This window comes from Salmonella sp. JXY0409-18 (genome assembly GCF_020268625.1).
Classification (GTDB): Bacteria; Pseudomonadota; Gammaproteobacteria; order Enterobacterales; family Enterobacteriaceae; genus Salmonella; species Salmonella enterica.
In genome coordinates, this window is record NZ_CP084216.1 from 1945013 (window position 1) to 1965780 (window position 20768).

A 20768-nucleotide genomic window follows, 5' to 3' on the forward strand; every position below is an offset into this window, starting at 1 on the left:
TGGATTTTACTTTTAGTGACCATTCGCCTCTTTATCTGTAGAGGTGGGTAACGAATTTAAAAAGCATTCTGCTTACTTAGGGGGAACATCCTGATGACTGCCTGCAATATTGCAAATTCCATTTTCATTGTATGAACCACCTGAATCAAGGCACTCATCTTCCATCAGGAATTTCTGCGACCACATACCTGCATAAAAAACGATGATAATGGCTACGATAATAGTGATGATGTTTTTCATTTATGTTCTCTGTGTGTTGTTATTGAAAATGATAATCAATATCTCAAAATGAAATAAATAATCATTAAGTGGTAGTTGTTGATAATTGTTCGCATTTTAAAAAGATACTCCCGGCGGGGCGGCCTGCCACGGGGCGGCAGCGGCGCGGGATTTGGCGCATTTTTGATTTTTCATGCATCATCATGTTGTAACTCTCTGTTTTAATGTCATTTTTTTAAAAGGTGATGATTTGTATGTTTTTTGTTCATCATATTTTGTTTTTCCGGGGGAAGGCGCGCTAAGAAACAGCCCCAGAGGTAAAAATGGACGGCGAACTGAAGAACCTCAAATGCAATATCAGTCAGCTTGCCGCTATTACAGGGTTACATCGACAGACGGTTGTCAGTCGCCTCTCGGGCGTTCCCCTGGCACTGGGAAGCAATGAAAAAAACAAGCTGTATCTCCTGACGGATGTGATCCGCGTACTGATGGAAACGCCCGTTTCCCAGGCTGCTGAACATCAGGACCCGAATAAAATGACTCCAAAAGAGCGTAAGAACTGGTTTGACTCCGAAAAGGGGCGTTTCTGGCTGGAAAAAGAGATGAAGCAGGTCGTCCCGTTGCCGGAAGTCCGTCAACAAATGGCGGCGATAGTCAAGGCCATTACGCAGGTACTTGAAGTCTGGCCGGATAAACTGGAAAGGGATAAGGGATGGTCTGCGGATCAGCTAAACGAGGCCCAGGATGTGGTGGATGAGGTCAGAATACTATTAGTTAAGGCAATACAGGAGACCGCAGACGATGACGGGGAATAAATATGGCTCCGCAGCGGCAGTACGCCGGGAGGTTGCTGAATATCTCAGGCCTCCACGCAGAATGCCGGTAGCGGAAGGAATAAAACAATTTATGTTTGTTCCCCGCGGTGCCAATACGGCGGTTCCTTGGGATGACACGTTAGCGTCTCAGTCCTTCCCGAAATGACAACAACGTCCACGATAAAATGTTTCGTGATGGTTCATTCCTGCAAATTGGCTGGCCGTCCATAACCGTTTTTTCTTCGTCGGATTACAAGCGGGTGGCGCTGACCGACTATGACCGTTTCCCTGAAGATATTGATGGCGAGGGAGATGGTTTTTCCCTGGCATCCAAACGTACCACCACCTTTATGTCTGCGGGGATGACACTGGCAGAGAGTTCGCCTGGTCGGGAAATCACCGATGTGAAATGGCGGCGTTCTTCGCCGCACGAGGCCCCACCCACGACAGGCATTCTTTCTCTTTATAACCGGGGCGATCGCCGTCGGTGGTACTGGCCCTGTCCACACTGCGGCGACTGGTTCCAGTCCGCGATGGAAAACATGGTGGGGTATGGGTGAGGTACAGACCAAAGCCCCGCTGGACAGTCCAGCACTGACCGGTACGCCAACGGCACCAATGCCGGAAACCACAGCTGCAGGTATTGAAATTGCCACGGCAGCGTTTGTGGCTGCGAAAGTGGCGCAGTTGGTTGGTTCTGCGCCGGAAGCGCTGGACACCCTGCAGGAACTGGCTGACGCGTTGGGAAACGATCCGAACTTTGCCATCACGGTACTGAATAAACTGGCGGGCAAGCAGCCGCTGGACGAAACCCTGACGGCGCTGTCAGGAAAAAGCGCTGATGGTCTTATCGAATATGTTGGTTTACGGGAAACGATAAATCACGCCGCCGATGCGTTACAAAAATCACAGAATGGTGGCGATATTCCGGAAAAGCCGCTGTTTGTACAAAATATCGGAGCGCTCCCTGCATCAGGTACGGCTGTTGCAGCGAACAGACTGGCATCACGCGGCGCGCTTCCGGCACTGACTGGTACGACAAGAGGCAGTGATAGCGGCCTGATAATGGGCGAGGTTTACAATAACGGTTATCCAACGCAATACGGGAATATTTTGTGTCTGACCGGAATCGGTGATGGAGAAATATTAATCGGATGGCGTGGGGTTAATGGTGCTCCTGCGTCTGCATATATTCGCAGCCATCGAGATACCGCCGACGCTGAGTGGTCAGAATGGGCGATGTTCTACACCTCACTAAATCCGCCACCGGATTCGTATCCAGTAGGTGTGGCGATAGCATGGACGTCTGATGCTACTCCGGCAGGTTACGCTCTGATGCAGGGGCAATTGTTTGATAAATCTGCTTACCCGTTACTGGCTATAGCGTATCCGTCCGGCATTATCCCTGACATGCGAGGCTGGACAATCAAAGGTAAACCCACCAGTGGGCGAGCTGTACTTTCTCAGGAGATGGACGGCAACAAATCGCACTCGCACACCGCGCGGGCGCAGGATACCGACTTAGGGACAAAAACAACCGGCAATCAGGTTTATATCTCCGATCTTGGTCCGCTACCTGAAAACGTCACATCAGTTTCACCAGGTGGTGGATACAAAAAATGGGATAGTAAGGCTCAGGTCTGGGTGAATGATGAAGCTGCGGAGGCCGCAGCCAGACTTCGTGAAGCTGAAGGAACGAAAAACAGACGCCTGCAAATAGCGTCTGAAAAAATCGCGCCGTTACAGGATGCAGTGGATCTGGACGGAGCAACCGATAAAGAAAAAGCTTCTCTTCTGGCATGGAGAAAGTACCGGGTACAGGTAAACCGTGTTGATACTTTAAAGCCTGTCTGGCCGGAGAAACCAGCCAGTAGTTTATAATTTGTCAGGAAAACTCAGGCCTTATTTATAGCAAATATGAAGAAGGCCTGTCTGTCATAACTGATATGGTTACTGGTTAGTATATTAAATTTATACTCAATAACCTCTACACATTTTAAACCAATCTTCAGGGAAGGGCATGCCAGTAGGCCAAAGATTACACCACTTTTGAGGTATTGGCTTAATTGTTTCTTCTTTTTTATGATCTTGAGAGTCTGCCGCTATTGTAAGAGCAGAATATAGTGAAGATGGTAATATTAAAACCATTGCTAAAAATACGCTCTTAACGTGTTTCATAATATGTTACCTGTTAAATTGTGGCACACTATCCTTACGGTTACAGCATCCTTTACTATAGATGTTAAACGTTATTCATTACCATCAGGTGAGTAAATAAAAACCATTTATAAAATATTTAACTTAAATAAAAATGATAAGCACTATTATATTTTATTTCCAATGTAAATTAATTCATGTGAAAGTGATTTCATGTGCTTTTCAAATCATGGCTGGCTCGCTCCCCCGGAGGAACAGGCCAGTTAACATTATCAGGAGTGTTTGTTATATCAATCAACTTCACTTCATTCTTGTAAGCCAGCCACACTAACAGTTTTGATCCTGTCCGCGTATTGTGGACACAGCCTTAAGCGAGGTTCTGGTTTTCAAATTGTTCCGGACTGAGATCGCCGCAGACCCTGATGGCGCAGGCTGGACGCTATCGTTTTTACATTGTACCTCAGGCCCCAGGTTCACTTCCTCAGCAAGCCGGGGCGCACCGTAGCGCTGTTTTGCCTGGCTGAAGGCCTCTCTTACGACATTGTCGCAGTCTTGGCGGAACTGCTGGTGGGTATTAACGACTGTGCGCCTTGTTTGCCAATGCCGATTCCGAACTCATTCTGACGCCGATCATCATTGCCGTGTTGCTCGCGCCTGGTTTCAGCAAAAGCACCACGCTGGCTATACTGCATTTCTTTTTCCGCAGGGAGAAGTGAGTAAATGAGTATGGAAATGGAGCTTTCCCTATAATGGCGGCTGAAGCTAATCATGTGTCATGTATTGCAAATGTCAAAGTGATAAATAAAGTTTCAACAGTCTGTGTTTTTTGTGAAAACGACTCGCTATGGTGCTAACCCTATATGAGGGACTGATTGAACATCAGATATATACCGGCTTATTTAATACTGCTTACTATGAGGGTAATAATATGTTTTCTCTTATTAAATCACGTAAAGTTTTATTCATAACAACTCTTCTGCTGTTGTCGTCTGCTGCCCAGCCAGCGTTCGCCCTGGGGTGCATAGGGGACGGTGGTAGCACTGCAGACTGTGCAAAGGTTTGTTCCCTGGCGGCAGGTTTAGGCCCCCTTGGTTTTCTCATTTGCTTTTAATGTCTGAGAAGTGGTTATCCTGAGCCTTTCCTGTTCATGTAGTGAAGGCCCATTCAGAACATCATATTTAAACTATCGTAATGGAACAAAGAGTTACTTTAAAGAGCTCTTTGTTCCTTTAACCTTGATGAAGATGGTCAACGTCTGGTTTTACAATTCCGATACAGACAGGATAGCTGCTATGTTTGTTATCCATCTGGAAGGTTATCTGGCTGATAGCATCAAGCGCCAGTTGTGGCCATTGCTTCAGTACCCAGTGTGCCACTACAGTGCCACTACATTGGTGGCCGTAGGCCAAAACTGACGCCGGAGCAATGGGCGCAGGCAGGGGGCCTTATTAGGGCAGGAGTACCGCGACAGCAGGTAGCGATTATTTATGATGCGGGGCTGTCGACGCTGTACAGAAAATTCCCTGTGTTAGGGTAATGCAGTATTTCCACGGTGCGTGCCACCCAAATATGTGCTGTGGATGCTTTATAGGGTGTGCCATTTTTGTGTCAAACATGGTGAAGCATCATTCTATTTCTAACATCATGTGCCATTGAGTTGAGCAATGTGAATGCGGAAATGTGTATTTGAAAGAGTTAGTTAAATGTGATTCTACTAATTCGTAATGCGAAGGTTGTAAGTTTGATTCCTGTTATTGCAACATTTCAATGTTACTGTAACTTCCGTGTTAGCCCATAACCATTCCAATTTCTACAAGACAGGTGCTTGCTATATATTTACCAATCAGTCATTTTAAAAGTGCGTCATAACCGGAGAACTGTCCTCGTCAGGAGGCCTGTTTTCAGAAAGGCAATATCCTGTTTCGACAGTAGCTTATATGTGACCGGGTTAGCAGCACATTCCCCTCCGCCACATTCCAGTACAGTTGAAATAAGGTTGGCAGTAATCAGTAACAGAAATACCCAACCGACAATACTGAACAGGTCCGGATTAATATTCAATGAACGAAATGCAACATTCATGCTACTGATTGCCAGAATTACCGCAACAGCAATAATAATCAGAATTGACGTAATCAGAGTCCAGGTATAAAAGTGTAATCCAAAAAATGCAGAACCATATCCTGTGTCACCGGGCATGATATGCAAACATATTTGCCGGGATGCCATAACTCCGGTCAGGATACTGCCAATAATTACCATCCCGTAATGTATACCTCGTAGACCAAAGCAGAGGTTAAATAAAAAGCCAAAACCGGCGATGATGAGGCCAGCCCGCTGTAATAAGCAAATTGGACAAGGCAGCTCATGCCTAACGAGTTGATAATAAAAGGCTACAACCAGAGCAACGCATATCCCAAGGAGTCCCATCTGATTAATCAGATGAACAAATGTTGTTGGATGATGATGCGTTTTCATACACACTCCTTAAAATGACAAAGTCAGCGAATTGGTCATATGATGGATGAATGATAAAATAGTGACGATGAGTAAAACGGCCCACAGAATGTAGCTGACTTTATCCTTTCTGTTTATGGCTCCCATTGCCACGCTCAGTGCAAGCAAGAATGGCAGAAACATGAACATAAAAAACTCCTTTATTACATTGCTTGTTAATATAATCGCTGTGTATTACCGGGTCTGTATTCCAGCTTATCCACCCCGCATTAGCTGGAGCTCAGTAAGGCATCAGGAATTATTTGCGTTATTATAAATCGATTATTTCTGTGATGAATTATCCCGGCATCGGCTGGTTACAGGGATATTTCTGGCGACAAGAGTAAGAAATATCCCGATAGCTAATGGTATAATAAGCAGCATTGAGTGTGTTGAAATAGCATATCCATAAATATAGTCTTCCAGACTTACCGCAATCAGCGGAAAGATAAGAAATACAAGCGAAGCCTGGAAGGCATTAGCCTTTTGCTGAAGCGCAAAGTAGCACAGGATACCAAAAACTCCAGCAAAAGCCCCGAGATACAGGGTAGCTAATATTGAGTGTACTGAGAAGGTTGATACTTGTGGTCTTTCAAAAAACCATCCTGTCGCAGAAAGTATCAACCCAGCTAAAAGGCACGGGAGTGCATTAAATGTGATAACAGAGACAGTACAACTTCTTTTCTTACATTGTGTATATATTATGGCATGGATTAACACAGCAGAAATAAGTGCAGTGATACCCTGCCAGTGACTCTCTGTACTTGTATTCGTTTCTTCAAGAAGTATCCCCGTCAATGCAGTGATTGCGATAGTTAATCCCGCGATCTGCATTAGTTTCGCTTTTTCATTTAGAAACAAAACCGATGCTATCAAAACGGCCACAGGCATATTCGCAAAGATAATGGCGGCAAGCCCAGAGTTGACATAGGTTTCACCATAAATCATTAGTGAGAAAGGAATGCAAAAATAAAAGATGCATATCACAAACTGGAATAATCGTTGTCCGGGAGGAAACAACAGTGTTTTTTTTCTTAACCATGCAATGATGATTAAAAAAGGTGCTGCAAACATAAACCTCATTCCGGTTGCAAACACTGGAGGGATAGTTTCAACGGCAATTCGCATGGCCAACCATGTAGTCCCCCAGGTCAGTGAAACTAGCATGAATAATATAGATATCGACACCTTGCGCATAAGATCCTCTCCGTAAAAAAATTAATTTAGCTTTTTAGCTAGAAAAAAGTAGCGTTTTCTTCACTGTGTTTTTTATATGTTTAGATAAAAATTTCTCTATCAGAAGACGCAGTTATGCTGAATGAGAAAAATAATAAATGACTCAGGCTGTTACCACACGATTGTCCACTGCGCCTGTAAGACCTGGCAGCAGTTGTCGATTTAATGTCTATTCTTGCTGGAAGGCATAAAACGCCTTGAAGATGAAGAGCTCATCATTAGTCGGGTCCCTTGTTGAGCCAGGACAGGTTTAACTTATCGCTTTCAACCCTTACGATGATAAATGATCTTATCCACCCATAATGGACATACGGCTAAATGAGTAAATTCTCAAGTAAGAGGTAGGATCTGTATCAACCAGTAAGAAGCCCCGGAAACAGCACCGGCTGAATTCCGTCAGGAAGCTCTGAAACTCGCTGAATGTACGTTGCCCGCGAACGATTGTTAATCAGCGCCATAGCAAGAATAATTGTTTGTTTCACAAGGAGATAGAAAAAACTATAGCTTTGCGCCGGGGCGGAGGCAGGAGGAGATAACTCGTTGTAATAGAATGTTTTTATATGGCGACCTTAATACTGGCGCCATTTGGGATAAAATCTAATCAATTAACAAAATTGTGATCCGCTTCTAAATTACTTCTCCTGGCCGTACGGCTACCTGGAAGAATTTGTTCTGAGTCAGATTCATCACCAGAGCTTGTAAAAACCATTACGTAGCCGCAGAACATAATGGGTTACCAGAGCAAAACAGTTTATAACGTAATATAGATGCCAGACACACTACGACGCGATGCCTGTAATTGCGCATTAACGCTTCCTGCTGTTACTGTTTGTCCGCCGATCGCCTCAAGTGAGGCAGTAAAATCACCGCTGTAGGTTTCTACTGAACCGGATGATACCCGTGTGGTTAAATCTTTATAGCCATACCAGCCTCGGGCGTTGCCGATGCCCGTCCTGATACGATCGGGCAACAGATTAATCGGCGTACCGGCATCGTTATAGATGCGAATTCCCACTCCGGAAGCTACGCCGGGGTCGCCATAATGGGCGTCCAGTAGCCACGACAGACCGCCTGCGGATGCGGTTATCCCCAGGCGACGAGCCACCGCCACGGCGGTGGGTTGATTAACGACAAACCCCATTGCGACATTGGCGGCACTAATGGTTGGACGGGGGCTGGATACGGCGCCGGACTCACATTCGAGGCTGACGTGGAAAGGTACCTGGCTACTCCCCCCGGCGGCTAATACGCCGACGGCGACAGGGGGAATTTTCACGATCGCAGGATAATCTGTGATTTTACATAACGCGCCGCGCGCCGGTAGTGCGAAGTTGATGGAAGCACTGGACCATCTTAACGCAAAAGACGGGAAGGGAAAGTGATAGCTAATTGAATCTATTAGAATCAAAAATAACGTATTCTAATCGTTAAAATCACTTAATTAATATGTAACAGCGGCCTCAGGCCCGACCGAAGAGGCGGCTCTGATGGCGCTAGATACGTTCGCGAAAGTCCGGGACGATAAATATCCGCAAATCAGCAAAAGCTGGCGTGCGCACCGGGAAAACCTCAATACGCTCTTCAGTTATCCGCCGGATATCCGCAAGGCCATCTACAAGACAAACGCAATCGAATCCCTGAACAGCGTGATCCGTGCCGCGATTAAGAAACGCAAGGTGTTCCCAACGGATGACTCGGTACGAAAGGTTATTTATCTGGCGATCAAGGATGCGTCGAAAAAATGGAGTATGCCGATCCAGAACTGGTAGTGAGTCGTTTTATTCTCAAGTTAGGTGACCACCTGAGCGATCACCTTTAATAACTGGGCAGTTACACAGAATTACTGACAGGCTCATTCTTTTGTGTTGCGCATCTCTGTTTCTATTGTTTTAGATAGCCATGAGAGCTCCGTTGCTGAGAATTTTAGTCGTGGGGTTCTTTCTTCTGCACCGGGTGGGCGCATTTCAAAACTGCAGGAACATCTGCTGAATACTGTATAGTCCTGTATTTTGCATGTTGTTGAGGTCAGTGTGCAATTCCTCGGTACTGGCTTGTCCTGTATAGGTCTGGAGATTTCTGGATAGTGTCCTTGTGGACCTGAACATATGTTTTTGATTGAAAATGGCATCGTGTTTTATCCTTTACGCTGTGAAATGCTGTTTTGTGCTCTTCCGTTGTGATTGGTGATGTGACGGGATCGTCCATGCTCCCTTTCTTCTATTGACGGCGTATCAGTCCATTGATGCCATGCTTGTTTAATTTGTCCAGCATCAGCAAGCCGTCGTTTTCTTTCTGCTGCAATTCAAGCAACTTAAACCGTATTTCGTTAAGTAAAGATTTAATAACTCCGCGCTTGCGAACCACCTTTTTGATAACGTCTTTTTCGAAGTATAAACGGCAGAAGTGATTTTCATAATTCGCCTACACTCTTCACCCAGCGCTGGCAAATATTCAACGCTGAAAGGCTGGGGAGAAGGGCGTCCAGTTGCTGAACGGAGAGCGTACCAAACGCCCTGATTCCACGCGTTATCAAACTTCATACCGTGGTTATCATCCAGACAAGGCGCTTGAGGTTGTTCATGTCTTTTGGGGAAAAGGTTCGGTGGTGGGTACTGGATATCCTGGATCGGGAAGTGGGTTCCACCGGTGCCAAATACAGGGTGCTGGTAAACCGGGTGGATACCTCAAATCCTGACAGGCCAGAGCATCAGCCTGATAAAATCGTATTACTGATTTCTAACCAGTGGCACATTAATTGTACCAGCTCAGACTCCAACTGACAGTCTGCTTGAAGCGAGTAGCGGACGTGACCTGCCCCCAGAAGTAAAAATAAACTTTCTATTGATACATTTAATTAACTTACTTATAACGTTATATTCCAAATGCAAACTTGTTCAATTGGATATGTATGGACATTCAAATTACACATCAAGTTACTGAATTTGATAAAGAAGAACTATTAACCGGATTAAGACGCTACAATGCTCAGTTCGTCGATTTTAGTAAAAATGGGCAGCTTGGGGTCTACTGCAGAAACGAAAGCGGCGAAATGGTAGGCGGATTAATTGCTGACAGAAAAGGTCCGTGGCTCTGCATCGACTATCTTTGGGTAAGTGAATCTGCAAGGAGCAACGGTCTGGGGAGCAAACTTATGGAGATGGCCGAAAAAGAAGGTTTGCGGAAAGGCTGTGTTCATGGACTTGTAGATACCTTTAGCTTCCAGGCTCTCCCTTTTTATGAAAAACAGGGTTATATACTTCAAATGTCGCTACCGGACTTTCCTAAAGTAGGTTCGCAAAGGCATTATTTAATTAAGCCTGGTTTATAGCTTTGCTGCATTTGAATACCCATAGTTTTATGAAAGCTGCAATCAGGTGACTTTAAAATATATCGTATTGTTGGCCTTAACACACCATGATCAGCGTCCGCTTCTGGCACAGGGCGGACAGTCAGATTAGGTTTGGCGCTGTGCCATAGATATGTCAGCTCACATTTGAGCTAATACCCCATGGCACGGCTAGAGGTACTCAGACAGTCGCTTGTAGGCGGCATGGTCCGGATACAAAAACATATTGCGCTGTTATATAAACTGTAAACTGGGCTGTGCGTATAATACGAATCTTTCACTCAGAGAAACCTGCTGACAGCGTTAGTACTCCATTAATTAATTTTATACTAAATCTCTGTGGTATGGCACAGGCGTTTAGAAGACAGTTCAATTGCGATCTGCTGGCTGGGATTTCGTCGCGCCGCTCAAAAATGCACAGAGTTTTTCACCCACCGTCAATGGCTCAATGGGCGTTTTTCCGAGGGCGGTCTCAGTCATGACGATGGCAGGACCAATAAGCATGGACCATACTATGCTCGTGTCTTGCTCAAGCGATGTGAAGGCAAGGAACAGTGTCTTATCTGAAGGAAAGCGGTGCTGAGTATTAAAAAGTTTCAGCCAGGCGCGGGACTGCCGATCGGCCTGTGCTGATCGCGTGCCGAAGCGGAGTACTCTTTTTAGTATGGTGATACCCACAATGCCTGGCCCCAGAATAAAGGGACTCCCGACGTTTATGGTGACGCCGACCCCGAGAAAAACGAGGGCAAATGACAGCACGTTATCTACTCTTCTGGTAAGGGTACTGTATAGCTTTTCCAGATAGTACCGGTAAAGAATTTGATAACTGATTTCATCCGTGCTCATACATCTCCAGATGGTTTTTCGATTACGCTCCGGTATGCTCCCGGAATCCTGACAGATTCTGCAATTATGCCACACTTCCTGGAGGGTATTAATTAGATAGAATATAAATAGCAGGCAAATATTTTGAGCTTTTAGTCGATATCGCTTTGAAAATCATTTCTCCTGCACCAGGAGATGCTGTTGTCGGGAATCGTGTCAAACGTTGCTGCGCCGGTCGGACTGCACAGGGTAACTCTCGTAGTCAGACTCTCATTATGGTCTCAAATGGATAATCCGCAGTCGTAACACGCCGAATGTCACGACTGACGCTATTATTACCCTGGCTTGTTAAAGCGGCATGACCACATTTTCTATATATAATAATTGGTTGTCTTTCGACCAGTATTGTCGAGTTTTTTGGTTTAATTCAACAATCCATTTAAAAACGCCTGCTGTTGCCAGATCGGCACAGTATTTTTCATAGGAATGTTCCCCCGAAAAGTGTTTGGCTGAAGTCAATTTTATTAATTGCGTATTTGGTGTCGAATTGACTTTAATCAGCTTTCTATTGCTTTTAATAGAAATGAAGTGGCCTGCATGAGTGATAATTTTCACATTACCGGTAGCAACAAAATAGATGTAATAAGCGATATTATTATATTCCAGATCGATTAGAAATGCGTTGAAATTTGCATCCTTTCTGACGCGCTCGAAAAAGTGGTTAAGCATAAGCTGTAATTCCATTTGTTAACCTATTGTAAGTTATAATGTTATATGTTGTGTTAGAGTATTGTTGCTTAAAAGCAGCCATACAAAGATGTTACCTAAAAGCAATAATAATCGTCTGGTATCATATAGTTTACGTTATGATTGGAATAGTGTTGCAATTGTTACTGATTATTTCTCGTAGCGCGTTTTTTTGACCACTAATAGATGAGTCAATCCATTTCATTTGTAGTTTTTCTGAACGCCATGAAAAGTCATAATATATAAAAATCAGTTAATTAATTGATATTTAGATAAGGGTTACAGTGGCGGAGAGGTTTGGCATGGCGACTTTATAGGTTTTGAAAAAGCGGCTAACTCGCTGGCAGGATAATTGGTCGCCAGCCTGTGAATGGGGGCAAAATCGTAACAACATCAGCATAAATAATAATATTCATGAATGTTTTGTGTGACGCAGCAGTTGAATTGAAGTGATGTTTTGCCTGTTCAGGATTGTCCCGATAAAAATGTTCCTCGATAAAAGTCGATCACCTTGCGCCGAAAAAAAACAGGCTAAGTGACAGAAGAACAAAATCCATCAGGAAAATAAAATTTATAAAGATCAATGAGTAAAAATGGTTGTGGAGAAGGTGGCTATTTTTTGAAAGCAAGAAATATAAATAAAGTGTAGCTATGCATAGTTATCTAAAAGGAGAACTACCGTGACTAACATAACACTATCCACCCAGCACTACAGAATCCATAGAAGTGACGTTGAACCAGTAAAAGAAAAAACAACGGAGAAGGACATTTTTGCAAAAAGTATTACTGCCGTTAGAAATAGCTTTATCAGCCTGTCGACGAGTTTGTCAGATCGCTTTAGCCTGCATCTGCAAACAGACATACCGACTACCCATTTTCATCGTGGGAGCGCCTCTGAGGGGAGGGCAGTATTAACCAGTAAAACTGTTAAAGATTTTATGCTGCAAAAGCTCAATAGCCTGGATATCAAAGGTAATGCGAGTAAAGATCCGGCCTATGCTCGTCAGACATGCGAAGCCATATTAGCAGCCGTGTACAGTAATAATAAAGATCAATGTTGTAAATTACTCATCAGTAAAGGGATCAGTATTACCCCATTTCTGAAAGAGATAGGAGAGGCTGCGCAGAATGCGGGGCTACCTGGAGAGATGAAAAACGGCGTATTTACTCCAGGTGGGGCAGGGGCGAATCCTTTTGTCGTCCCCCTCATTGCTGCAGCGAGCATTAAATATCCGCATATGTTTATAAATCATAATCAGCAGGTGTCTTTTAAAGCGCATGCTGAGAAAATCGTTATGAAAGAAGTTACGCCGCTGTTTAATAAGGGGACGATGCCAACGCCACAACAATTTCAGTTAACTATAGAAAATATTGCGAATAAGTATCTTCAGAATGCCTCCTGAAGATAGCAAACACAATACCGCTATTAACCGTATGAATTAATAGCAGATTTTCTGAAACTATATATTCATTTTTATGGCGACGCTTTTAACAAAACGTCGTCATATTTATTTTAATATAAAAATCAAATGGATACCCTTAAAACTTAAAATAATTGTTATTACTCTAAATACCAGTATAACCAGACAGCTTTTTTTGTAACGCTGCGTGTTGTTAAGTCTATGATACCCGCGCACGGATGATGTCTCGATAAGGATTAATGGTCTGTTAACTGTCAGGAGAGGTTATGCCGCCTTTAAAAAAAATTATGCTGCTCCTGTTTGTGGGGGCGATGGTCGCCACGGTAACGACACCTGCATTGGCGCTGGTTTGCCTTGCAACTCACTCAGCTGAAGAGTGTGCTGAAGCCTGTGGTGTCGATATGTGGTTTATGTTTCCGATATGTTTTTAAGGAGGAAGAATATTGAACGTGAACAGGCGATAGTGAGTAGCTCGCTGCGCCAGGGGATAACACTCCCCTGGCGCAGCCAGTTATATTTTATTGCGATGATAACAAAGCATTTACTCGCTACTGATGAAATTCGCTATTTACAACAGAGCACGTTTACTAAGCAAAAAAAATCTGCACACGCTATCTTTTTATATCTGTCCTGGGTAATGAACGACAGGAAAAACATGATGCGGCCTGAAGAGATTTATCAGCGAATAGAGGCAAAGAATTGGCGGCATGTCTGGGTGGTCGGCGATATCCACGGCTGTTTTTCAATGTTAATGAAAAAGTTACGTGAGTGTCGATTTGATCCGCAACAAGACTTGTTAGTTTCTGTGGGCGATCTCATTGATAGAGGCCCGGACAGCCTGGGTTGCCTGGCTTTACTGCGTGAGTCCTGGATGATGGCGGTTCGCGGCAATCATGAACAAATGGCGCTGGATGCGCGGGCCTCATCGCAGTCGACGCTGTGGTTGATGAATGGTGGCGACTGGTTTACCCGCCTGACGGCTGAACACGCTGCGCAAGCTGAAGCGCTTTTTATCCTTTGTCAGCGGCTGCCCTGGATACTGGAAGTTCGCTGCCGCCATAGCACGCATGTGATCGCTCATGCAGATTATCCAGCGTCAACCTATCAATGGCAAAAAAAGGTCGACTTACATCAGGTTCTCTGGAGCCGCGAACGGCTCATAAATAAGCGTGGCGGGATTAGCGGAGCCGATCATTTTTGGTTTGGCCATACGCCGTTGCGCCGGCGCATGGATTTTGCCAACGTACACTATATTGATACAGGCGCGGTATTTGGCGGGCAATTGACGTTAGCGCGGATACAATAGCGGTATCAGCGACCAGGGTTAAAAATCGCTATATTGCTGCGCAGGTCGCCAGAAGCCGTCGATAAAATCCTCTACCGGAAAACAGCCGCCATGGCGAATCCGTTGATCGTCCATCGAATAAAGACATTGCTGCTCGGTATCGTAGATGTCCACGACAATATCCTCGCATCCTCCATCCAGGTAACATACAAAAAGTACCAGCGCGAACATTACATCCTCAATGTTAACTACTTTACACGATAGTGTAGGAGAGGTTAGCGCAGGGGGGAAATGAGAAAAGGAAGAATAAATAACCCGCCTGGCGACGGGTTCTTTTTGAGTCAGGCAAGACGCATGACCCAGGCATCAGATTTAGGATCGTAATGATTACGGAACAAAACGGAATGTTCCCCGTTGAGAATGGCGGGAACGCTGGTTTCGGCATCCCAGGCGTCCAGTTGCATACATAAATCCGGATCGGATTTACAGGGGATTGTTAACGTTCGCTCCCCCGGCGATTCGCCATGTAATTCGGCATCGTCGATTTCAAAAGCGCCAATGCGCACACTGGTTTTCATCATCGTGCTCTCCGTTAATACGCTAATTGTGGTACGACCAGTTTAGCCGTCCATTTTTCAGCGTAGTCAACGTACGCAAAAGCGCCAGTCAAAAAGTGCGGTTTTTTTGTGCGCTTTTAGCTATTACCAGTAAAGAGTTTGCCATCACGTACCAGTTCACGCGGGTAACTGTTCTTTATTCTGGCGCCGATACGTTTTGCCAGACCAAGCGGCTGATGCTGGAATGTCACCAGGACATCATCAGCGGCAGGGGGTGTTTGCGGATAAATATCCCGACCGCGATACCACTCCTCCGCCTCTTGCGCAGAAAGCTCGAACGCGTGAGCATGAGTCGGGCAGGCAAGGGCTATCGTCGCCTCATGCTGCCAGCGATAGCCTTTATTATGACTTTCAGCCAGCTTAATACCGAGCCGGGAAAAACGGACTTTTCCGATCAGTGATTCAATCTCTGCCGGGAACAGCCAGACCTCTTTATCACGCTGCCAAAGATGGAGATTTTCATCCCACAGCAGTCCGACGGCGTTGGCCGCCTGGGTAACGTGTAATGCTTCGCGGCCTTTGAGGGGGGTAAAAGGAAATGCCCCCACTTTATACCCCGGCGCGGGCATGGCTGGAAGGGATGACATTTTACGCAGACGTGCGACAAAGAATCCTTCGCAGTCGTAAATTTGCGGGAAGACGTGCAGGAAGCCTTCCGGGGTGAGGGCGCGGTCAGCGTCAGGAAACAGATCACCCAGCGGCAAAAATTCAACGGCGTCGGCGTAGGTCTCTTTCAGCCAGAGGCAGACCGCTTCGTTTTCCTGGCGATTTAACGTGCAGGTGGAGTAGACCAGCGTGCCGCCGGGTCGTAAAGCATGAAAAGCGCTGTCGAGCAGTTCCCGCTGTGTCGCCGCGATATCCAGATTGCTTTCTGGCGACCAGTTTTTTAGCGCATCAGGATCTTTACGTACTACGCCTTCGCCAGAGCAGGGCGCATCCAGCAGGATAGCGTCAAACATCTCCGGTAACGCAGCGCCAAATACGCGGCCATCGAAATGCGTCAGTGCGGTATTGGCGATTCCACATCGGCTGATATTAGCGTGCAGAACTTTGACGCGGCTGGCCGAAAATTCGTTGGCCAGAATGGCGCCGCGGTTCCCCATGCGGGCAGCGATCTGCGTGGTTTTGGAGCCAGGCGCCGCTGCCATATCCATGACCCGCTGCGGATGATTATCATCGGCGAACAGGGCCGCGACCGGCAGCATCGAACTGGCCTCCTGAATGTAAAACAGGCCGCTTAAATGCTCAGCGGTACTGCCAAGCGGCAATGCCTCTTCATCATCGCGCTCGATCCAGAATCCTTCATGACACCACGGAATTGGCGTGAGCGACCAGCCGTAGGGCGCGATTAGGGCAAGGAAATCAGCCACGGATATTTTAAGCGTATTGATGCGTATACTACGGCGCAACGGGCGTTGGCAGGCCGAAATAAATTCATCAAAAGAGAGCGTGGAAGGCATTGCTTCACGCATTTGCGTCAGAAAAGCGTCAGGAAAATAGACAGCGTGTTGAGCCACAGGTGTATCGCCGGCAAAAAAACAGGCGCGCAGTGTAGCATAAAACGCTCCGGCGCGAGTACGCCGGAGCCTGGTGTTTAACGTGGCAGAGCGGTGCCCCATTCACGCCACTCTTTCGGTTCGCTCTCTTGTAACAGGAAATGCTTACCGGCTTGCGCTTTTGGCGCCAGCGGCGTACCTGGTGGAGTAGCGAAGGCGATACCGCCACGGATGAACTGATTAAATGTCCCCGTTTTCACCACGCCGCCGGTCAGACCAAAGTCGAGACTATAGCCGGAGGCGAGCCAGAATACGGAGTTATTACGCACCAGATATTGGTAACGCTTACTGATGCGCAAGGTGATCATCACGCGATCGGAGAGCGACCCCAGGGACATTCCGGTGACGGTTCCCACTTCGATACCGCGGAACAGGACGGGGGTGCCAATATTAAGCGAGCCTGCTTCTGGCGCCTCTACGACGATGCTTAACCCATCCAGATAGCGTGAGTCGGTAATCGTGGCTTCCTGCAGTTCAAAGTCGCGCCGCGCCGCGCCGCGTCCTGGCTCAACGTTAATATAGGGCTGGAGAATCGTATCCAGATGCTCGACGCCCGCCGCGGAAATTTGTGGCGTAATAACGGAAAAACGTGTCCCGGCGCGGGCAAATGTCTGTACGTACTCCGGATAAAGTACGGCTTTTGCCTGCACTTCATTACGTGCGGTGATCAATTCCAGCGTCTGGATCTGGCCGATATCAATACCGAGGTAACGAATTGGCATCCCTTCCGCCAGTTTTCCGGCGTCGAACGCGTGCAGCGTAATTTGTCCGCCTACCGCGCGAGCGGAGGTTTCTGAAGCATAAAGAATGCGTTTATCGCCTTTGTGCCGGCTGGCGCTGGCGCCGCTCAGGTTATCAAAACTAATGGCCCCTTTCAGCGCGCGGGAGAGTGGCGAGGCCTGTACCGTTAGGCCGCTGCCGTTAAGTTGCACCTTCGCGCCGCCTTCCGCCCAGAACACGCTATTGCTGGTTAACAGGTGGCGATATTCCGGCTTAATATGCAAGTCGATGTCAAAGGTATTGGCGCGTGGGCGAACGGTGATGACTTCGCCTACCTCAAATTTTCGATACAGCACGACGGAACCTGCCTGGACATCCGGCAACGTTTCGGCCGTCAGCGTTAAGGTGGTAGTCGGTAAGTCACTGAGGCTATTTTCCAGCGCTTTTTCCAGGTTAGCATAGAGCGGGTAGGTGGATTTCATCTTCCCGCTCGTACCGGGTAAAATACGAATTCCGCCGTCAATCCACTCGCTGGCGCTGGCGCCGAGGAACTCTACGCCGTCAAGGCCGACTTTGACATCCACCCGGCTGTTGACCACGAATTTACTGTCGCCCTGTACCAAATCCCGGTGCTGCGGTTCAATCGCGACGATGAATGACACGCCTTTACTGGATAAGTTGCGCTCAATGACCTGGCCAATTTTTACGCCATGTAAAATTAACGGCTGGCCCGGTTCGATGCCGTAACTCTCCGGGGCCGTCAGCGTCAGGGTTAAGGCATTCGCCTCATGCAGCAGGGCTTTTTCACCCGGCACCACCACAAATTCACTGCGCGGTTCTCCGTCGCCCGGCACCAGCTCGAAGGTTTTTCCGGTTAACAACGAACTGATATTCGCGTCACTTAGCGACAGTTTGGGATTGCGTAACTCAATGCGCGTATTTTCCCGCATCAGCGGAACAACGCTGGGATCGACGGTCATCTCTCCAGTGACTTTACCGCCAGGGTTGAGCGTCAGTTTAGAAAGCTCACCCACCTCCAGTCCCTGGTACATGAGCGGCGTAGATTCCGCCTTCAGACCGTCTCCGCTGGGCAGCTCAAGTTTAACGATTACCCCTCGTTGGCTGTGGGCTAAATCTTTATATAAGCCGAACGTGTCATCCTGGGCGGCGGGTTTGGAATTGTCCGGCGAGTCAAACGCAATCGCGCCATTGACCAGGGCCGCGAGGCTCTCCAGTTTCACCTTCGCGCCGCTCAGGCTTAGATCGGCGTCAATGCCGGAGACATTCCAGAAACGGCTGCCTTTTTTCACCAGATCGGTAAACCGTCGCTCAATTAGAACGTCAATCGTCACGCCTTGTTTGTTAGGGTTAATCGAATAGTCATACACCCGTCCGACAGGGATTTTACGGAAATAGACCAGTGAACCGCTATTAAGCGAACCGAGATCCGGCGCATTGAGATGAATCATCAGATCGCCGTTGCTAAGCCGGTATTTAGGCTGTGTATCCAGGGCGACGAAATGATCTCTGGGCTTGCCTTTACCTGGCATCATACCGATGTAATTCCCGCCGACCAACGCATCCAGGCCGGAAACGCCCGCCAGCGAGGCTTTGGGCGTCACCAGCCAGAATTGCGTCTCTTCGCGCAACGCATCTTCCATATCTGATTTGATACTGACGCGAACTTCAATTTTGCGCAGATCTTTGCTCAGGCTGACATCTTCCACGGTGCCGACTTCTACTCCCTGATAGCGAACGGGAGTCCGGCCTGGTACGATACCGTCCGCCGACATAAAATCGATAGTCACGCTATTACCGCGATCCTGGTAGCTATCCCATACTAGCCACCCTGCGATCATTAGCGCGATAAGCGGTAGCAGCCAGAAAGGTGAAATACGGCGTTTGGTTTTAATTTGCGCTTCAGTCTTCGAAGCGGGCGTTTCCTGACTCATGTGCATCCCAAAGTAAGCGGCTATCCAGCCATTCCACTGCAAGAATAGTCAAAATTACCGCTGCGCCGAAATAAAACGCAGCCGGTCCCATAGTAAAAGCCAGAATCTGATCGCGATTAATCAGAGACATGGTTAACGAGATAACGAAAAGATCCAGCATCGACCAGCGGCCTATCCATGTCACCAGACGCAGCAACAGAATTCGCGTCCGTAGTCCCTGTTCGCATTTAAAATGGATACTCAACAGTAGCGTAAACATCACGATGACTTTGGTAAACGGCACCAAAATACTGGCGATAAAAACGACGGCGGCGACGGCGATATTGCTGCTGGCAAGCGACATAATGCCAGACAGGATAGTATCTTCCTGACGCCCGCCATTAATGTAGATTACCGAGATAGGCAGCAGGTTTGCCGGCAGCAAAAAGACAATAGACGCCAGCAAGGCCGCCCAACACTTCTGTATGCTCTGTTTTCTGCGTAACCGTAGCGGAATATGACAACGCGGGCATCGTCCTTTCGCATCCGGATAGCCACTAAAGTGGCAGCCAAGACAGACGCGCAATCTTTCGTCCGCACGTTGAGCAGGGCGCTGCGGATAAAATCGTTCCCATAGTTGCTCCACATTCAGATGAATCATAGTCAGAATGCTAAGAACCACCAACGAGACGAATGCTAAAAGCCCGATGCCCGGCTGCAGAAAGGCATAGTCCTGCACTTTGATAGAGGCAACGCCAATACCGACCAGATAGATGTCCAGCATCACCCACTCTTTCAGTTTTTCCAGCATCAGCAGGACTGGACGCAGATTCATGCCGAGGAGGCTGCCAAACCACAGATAAGCAATTGAAAAAACCAGAATAAGCGGCGCGCCCACCACGCAAAAGAGCACCATTGCGGCGGTTAACGGATCGCCCTGTTGCGTCATTTGCCAGATGCCGTGCATCACATTGGCATCAATGCGTACGCCCAACAGGTAGATATGGAGTAGCGGTTCGCTCCAGGCAAACGGCATCAATAGCAGCATGGTTACCGCCATCGCGGTCAGCCGCGTCAGCGACCAGTCGCGCCCATCGCGAATTTTGGCCTGGCAACGAGGACAATAAGCGCTTTGATGAGCGCTCATCTCCGGCAAGCTGAACAGCATGTCGCATTCAGGGCAGCGCTGATAGTGGCTGCGCGGCAGCGCTTCGCTAATTGACCTGATCGTTAGCTTTTTTGTTGGCGTGACGTGTGAGGTGTTCAGAGCCATGTATCGTGAATCAAAGTGTTAGAATAATGTAATCTTAACTCATGACAGGAATAATCTTGAGCAAGAACGCATTTAATGCTTATTTTAATAGCCTGTGTTTAGGAGTAAGACCACGAAGTGATTA

General features: G+C 47.2%; 22 protein-coding genes and 6 pseudogenes. 12 read left to right on the forward strand and 16 right to left on the reverse strand.

Annotation, left to right across the window (positions count from 1 at the left end; genetic code table 11):
- Positions 1-72: 72 nt before the first annotated feature.
- On the reverse strand, positions 73-240 hold the full coding sequence (locus LDB27_RS09275) for a lytic enzyme (protein WP_000789530.1): 168 nt from the start codon (positions 238-240) through the stop codon (positions 73-75).
- 302 nt (positions 241-542) lie between these two features.
- Here LDB27_RS09275 and LDB27_RS09280 point away from each other — a divergent pair, with 302 nt between their 5' ends.
- From LDB27_RS09280 to LDB27_RS09290, 3 genes and pseudogenes are all read left to right on the forward strand, one after another.
- Positions 543-1034 (forward strand): DUF1441 family protein, encoded by a 492-nt coding sequence (locus tag LDB27_RS09280; protein ID WP_000348547.1) that lies wholly within the window; start codon positions 543-545, stop codon positions 1032-1034.
- Positions 1021-1588: pseudogene (locus LDB27_RS09285) on the forward strand (phage terminase large subunit family protein); the annotation flags it as partial. The gene LDB27_RS09280 and the pseudogene LDB27_RS09285, both read left to right, overlap by 14 nt.
- A 40-nt stretch (positions 1589-1628) precedes the next feature.
- Positions 1629-2915 (forward strand): tail fiber assembly protein, encoded by a 1287-nt coding sequence (locus LDB27_RS09290; protein WP_223173010.1) that lies wholly within the window; start codon positions 1629-1631, stop codon positions 2913-2915.
- A gap of 96 nt (positions 2916-3011) precedes the next feature.
- Here LDB27_RS09290 and LDB27_RS09295 read toward each other — a convergent pair whose 3' ends face one another.
- Together LDB27_RS09295 and LDB27_RS09300 are read right to left on the reverse strand one after the other, a co-directional pair.
- Positions 3012-3212, reverse strand: coding sequence for a PagK family vesicle-borne virulence factor (locus tag LDB27_RS09295; protein WP_031615635.1), 201 nt, complete (start codon positions 3210-3212; stop codon positions 3012-3014).
- Positions 3213-3589: 377 nt separating this feature from the next.
- Positions 3590-3791 (reverse strand): annotated as a pseudogene (locus LDB27_RS09300) (IS3 family transposase); the annotation flags it as partial.
- Here LDB27_RS09300 and LDB27_RS09305 point away from each other — a divergent pair.
- Entirely contained in the window at positions 3782-3907 is a 126-nt protein-coding gene (locus LDB27_RS09305; RefSeq protein WP_000457876.1) for a hypothetical protein, read from the forward strand. The pseudogene LDB27_RS09300 and the gene LDB27_RS09305 sit on opposite strands and share 10 nt — an antisense overlap.
- Positions 3908-4581: 674 nt before the next feature.
- Positions 4582-4728, forward strand: a pseudogene (locus LDB27_RS23930) (helix-turn-helix domain-containing protein); the annotation flags it as partial.
- A gap of 326 nt (positions 4729-5054) precedes the next feature.
- Here LDB27_RS23930 and LDB27_RS09315 read toward each other — a convergent pair.
- The 4 genes and pseudogenes from LDB27_RS09315 to LDB27_RS09330 form a co-directional block, all read right to left on the reverse strand.
- Positions 5055-5669 (reverse strand): disulfide bond formation protein B, encoded by a 615-nt coding sequence (locus LDB27_RS09315; protein ID WP_000848064.1) that lies wholly within the window; start codon positions 5667-5669, stop codon positions 5055-5057.
- A gap of 9 nt (positions 5670-5678) precedes the next feature.
- A complete protein-coding gene (locus LDB27_RS09320; RefSeq protein WP_000480735.1) occupies positions 5679-5837 on the reverse strand; it encodes a DUF5993 family protein in 159 nt (52 codons plus the stop codon).
- A 132-nt stretch (positions 5838-5969) separates the two neighbouring features.
- On the reverse strand, positions 5970-6884 hold the full coding sequence (locus tag LDB27_RS09325) for a DMT family transporter (protein ID WP_046380654.1): 915 nt from the start codon (positions 6882-6884) through the stop codon (positions 5970-5972).
- Positions 6885-7674: 790 nt separating this feature from the next.
- A pseudogene (locus LDB27_RS09330) lies at positions 7675-8241 on the reverse strand (fimbrial protein); the annotation flags it as partial.
- Here LDB27_RS09330 and LDB27_RS23935 point away from each other — a divergent pair.
- Positions 8228-8299 (forward strand): annotated as a pseudogene (locus LDB27_RS23935) (DNA polymerase V); the annotation flags it as partial. The pseudogenes LDB27_RS09330 and LDB27_RS23935 overlap by 14 nt on opposite strands.
- A 90-nt stretch (positions 8300-8389) precedes the next feature.
- A pseudogene (locus tag LDB27_RS09335) lies at positions 8390-8742 on the forward strand (transposase); the annotation flags it as partial.
- A 145-nt stretch (positions 8743-8887) separates the two neighbouring features.
- Here the strand turns inward: LDB27_RS09335 and LDB27_RS09340 are convergent.
- Positions 8888-9028 (reverse strand): hypothetical protein, encoded by a 141-nt coding sequence (locus LDB27_RS09340; RefSeq protein ID WP_001604859.1) that lies wholly within the window; start codon positions 9026-9028, stop codon positions 8888-8890.
- Positions 9029-9193: 165 nt separating this feature from the next.
- A complete protein-coding gene (locus LDB27_RS09345) occupies positions 9194-9463 on the reverse strand; it encodes a hypothetical protein (RefSeq protein WP_077906414.1) in 270 nt (89 codons plus the stop codon).
- A 39-nt stretch (positions 9464-9502) separates the two neighbouring features.
- Here LDB27_RS09345 and LDB27_RS09350 point away from each other — a divergent pair, with 39 nt between their 5' ends.
- Together LDB27_RS09350 and LDB27_RS09355 are read left to right on the forward strand one after the other, a co-directional pair.
- A complete protein-coding gene (locus LDB27_RS09350; protein ID WP_000007801.1) occupies positions 9503-9703 on the forward strand; it encodes a hypothetical protein in 201 nt (66 codons plus the stop codon).
- A gap of 128 nt (positions 9704-9831) precedes the next feature.
- Complete coding sequence (locus LDB27_RS09355) at positions 9832-10251, forward strand: GNAT family N-acetyltransferase (RefSeq protein WP_000354406.1); 420 nt, start codon at positions 9832-9834, stop codon at positions 10249-10251.
- A gap of 387 nt (positions 10252-10638) precedes the next feature.
- On the opposite strand, the gene LDB27_RS09360 is transcribed toward LDB27_RS09355, so the two are convergent.
- The gene (locus LDB27_RS09360; RefSeq protein ID WP_225519939.1) at positions 10639-11115 is read right to left on the reverse strand and encodes a hypothetical protein; all 477 of its coding nucleotides are present in this window, start codon (positions 11113-11115) and stop codon (positions 10639-10641) included.
- Between the two features lie 327 nt (positions 11116-11442).
- A complete protein-coding gene (locus LDB27_RS09365) occupies positions 11443-11838 on the reverse strand; it encodes a DUF1398 domain-containing protein (protein WP_000422883.1) in 396 nt (131 codons plus the stop codon).
- Positions 11839-12521: 683 nt separating this feature from the next.
- Between LDB27_RS09365 and sopE2 the strand changes: the two genes are divergently transcribed.
- The 3 genes from sopE2 (at position 12522) to pphA (ending at position 14568) form a co-directional block, all read left to right on the forward strand.
- Complete coding sequence (gene sopE2 / locus LDB27_RS09370) at positions 12522-13244, forward strand: SPI-1 type III secretion system guanine nucleotide exchange factor SopE2 (RefSeq protein ID WP_000182069.1); 723 nt, start codon at positions 12522-12524, stop codon at positions 13242-13244.
- 284 nt (positions 13245-13528) lie between these two features.
- Positions 13529-13693, forward strand: a complete 165-nt coding sequence (locus tag LDB27_RS09375) for a hypothetical protein (RefSeq protein ID WP_001134850.1) — start codon at positions 13529-13531, stop codon at positions 13691-13693.
- Positions 13694-13917: 224 nt separating this feature from the next.
- Positions 13918-14568, forward strand: a complete 651-nt coding sequence (gene pphA, locus LDB27_RS09380) for a protein-serine/threonine phosphatase (protein WP_000986166.1) — start codon at positions 13918-13920, stop codon at positions 14566-14568.
- Between the two features lie 18 nt (positions 14569-14586).
- Here the strand turns inward: pphA and LDB27_RS09385 are convergent, their stop codons facing one another.
- From LDB27_RS09385 to yebS, 5 genes are all read right to left on the reverse strand, one after another.
- Positions 14587-14778, reverse strand: a complete 192-nt coding sequence (locus tag LDB27_RS09385; RefSeq protein WP_000457838.1) for a YebW family protein — start codon at positions 14776-14778, stop codon at positions 14587-14589.
- 110 nt (positions 14779-14888) lie between these two features.
- Positions 14889-15125, reverse strand: coding sequence for a YebV family protein (locus LDB27_RS09390; protein ID WP_024131167.1), 237 nt, complete (start codon positions 15123-15125; stop codon positions 14889-14891).
- 116 nt (positions 15126-15241) lie between these two features.
- Positions 15242-16681, reverse strand: coding sequence for a 16S rRNA (cytosine(1407)-C(5))-methyltransferase RsmF (gene rsmF / locus LDB27_RS09395; RefSeq protein ID WP_001530936.1), 1440 nt, complete (start codon positions 16679-16681; stop codon positions 15242-15244).
- Positions 16682-16758: 77 nt separating this feature from the next.
- Positions 16759-19392, reverse strand: coding sequence for a PqiB family protein (locus LDB27_RS09400; RefSeq protein ID WP_001530909.1), 2634 nt, complete (start codon positions 19390-19392; stop codon positions 16759-16761).
- Entirely contained in the window at positions 19361-20644 is a 1284-nt protein-coding gene (yebS, locus tag LDB27_RS09405) for a membrane integrity lipid transport subunit YebS (protein ID WP_001207293.1), read from the reverse strand. Before yebS ends, LDB27_RS09400 begins: the two co-directional genes overlap by 32 nt.
- Positions 20645-20768 lie beyond the last annotated feature (124 nt).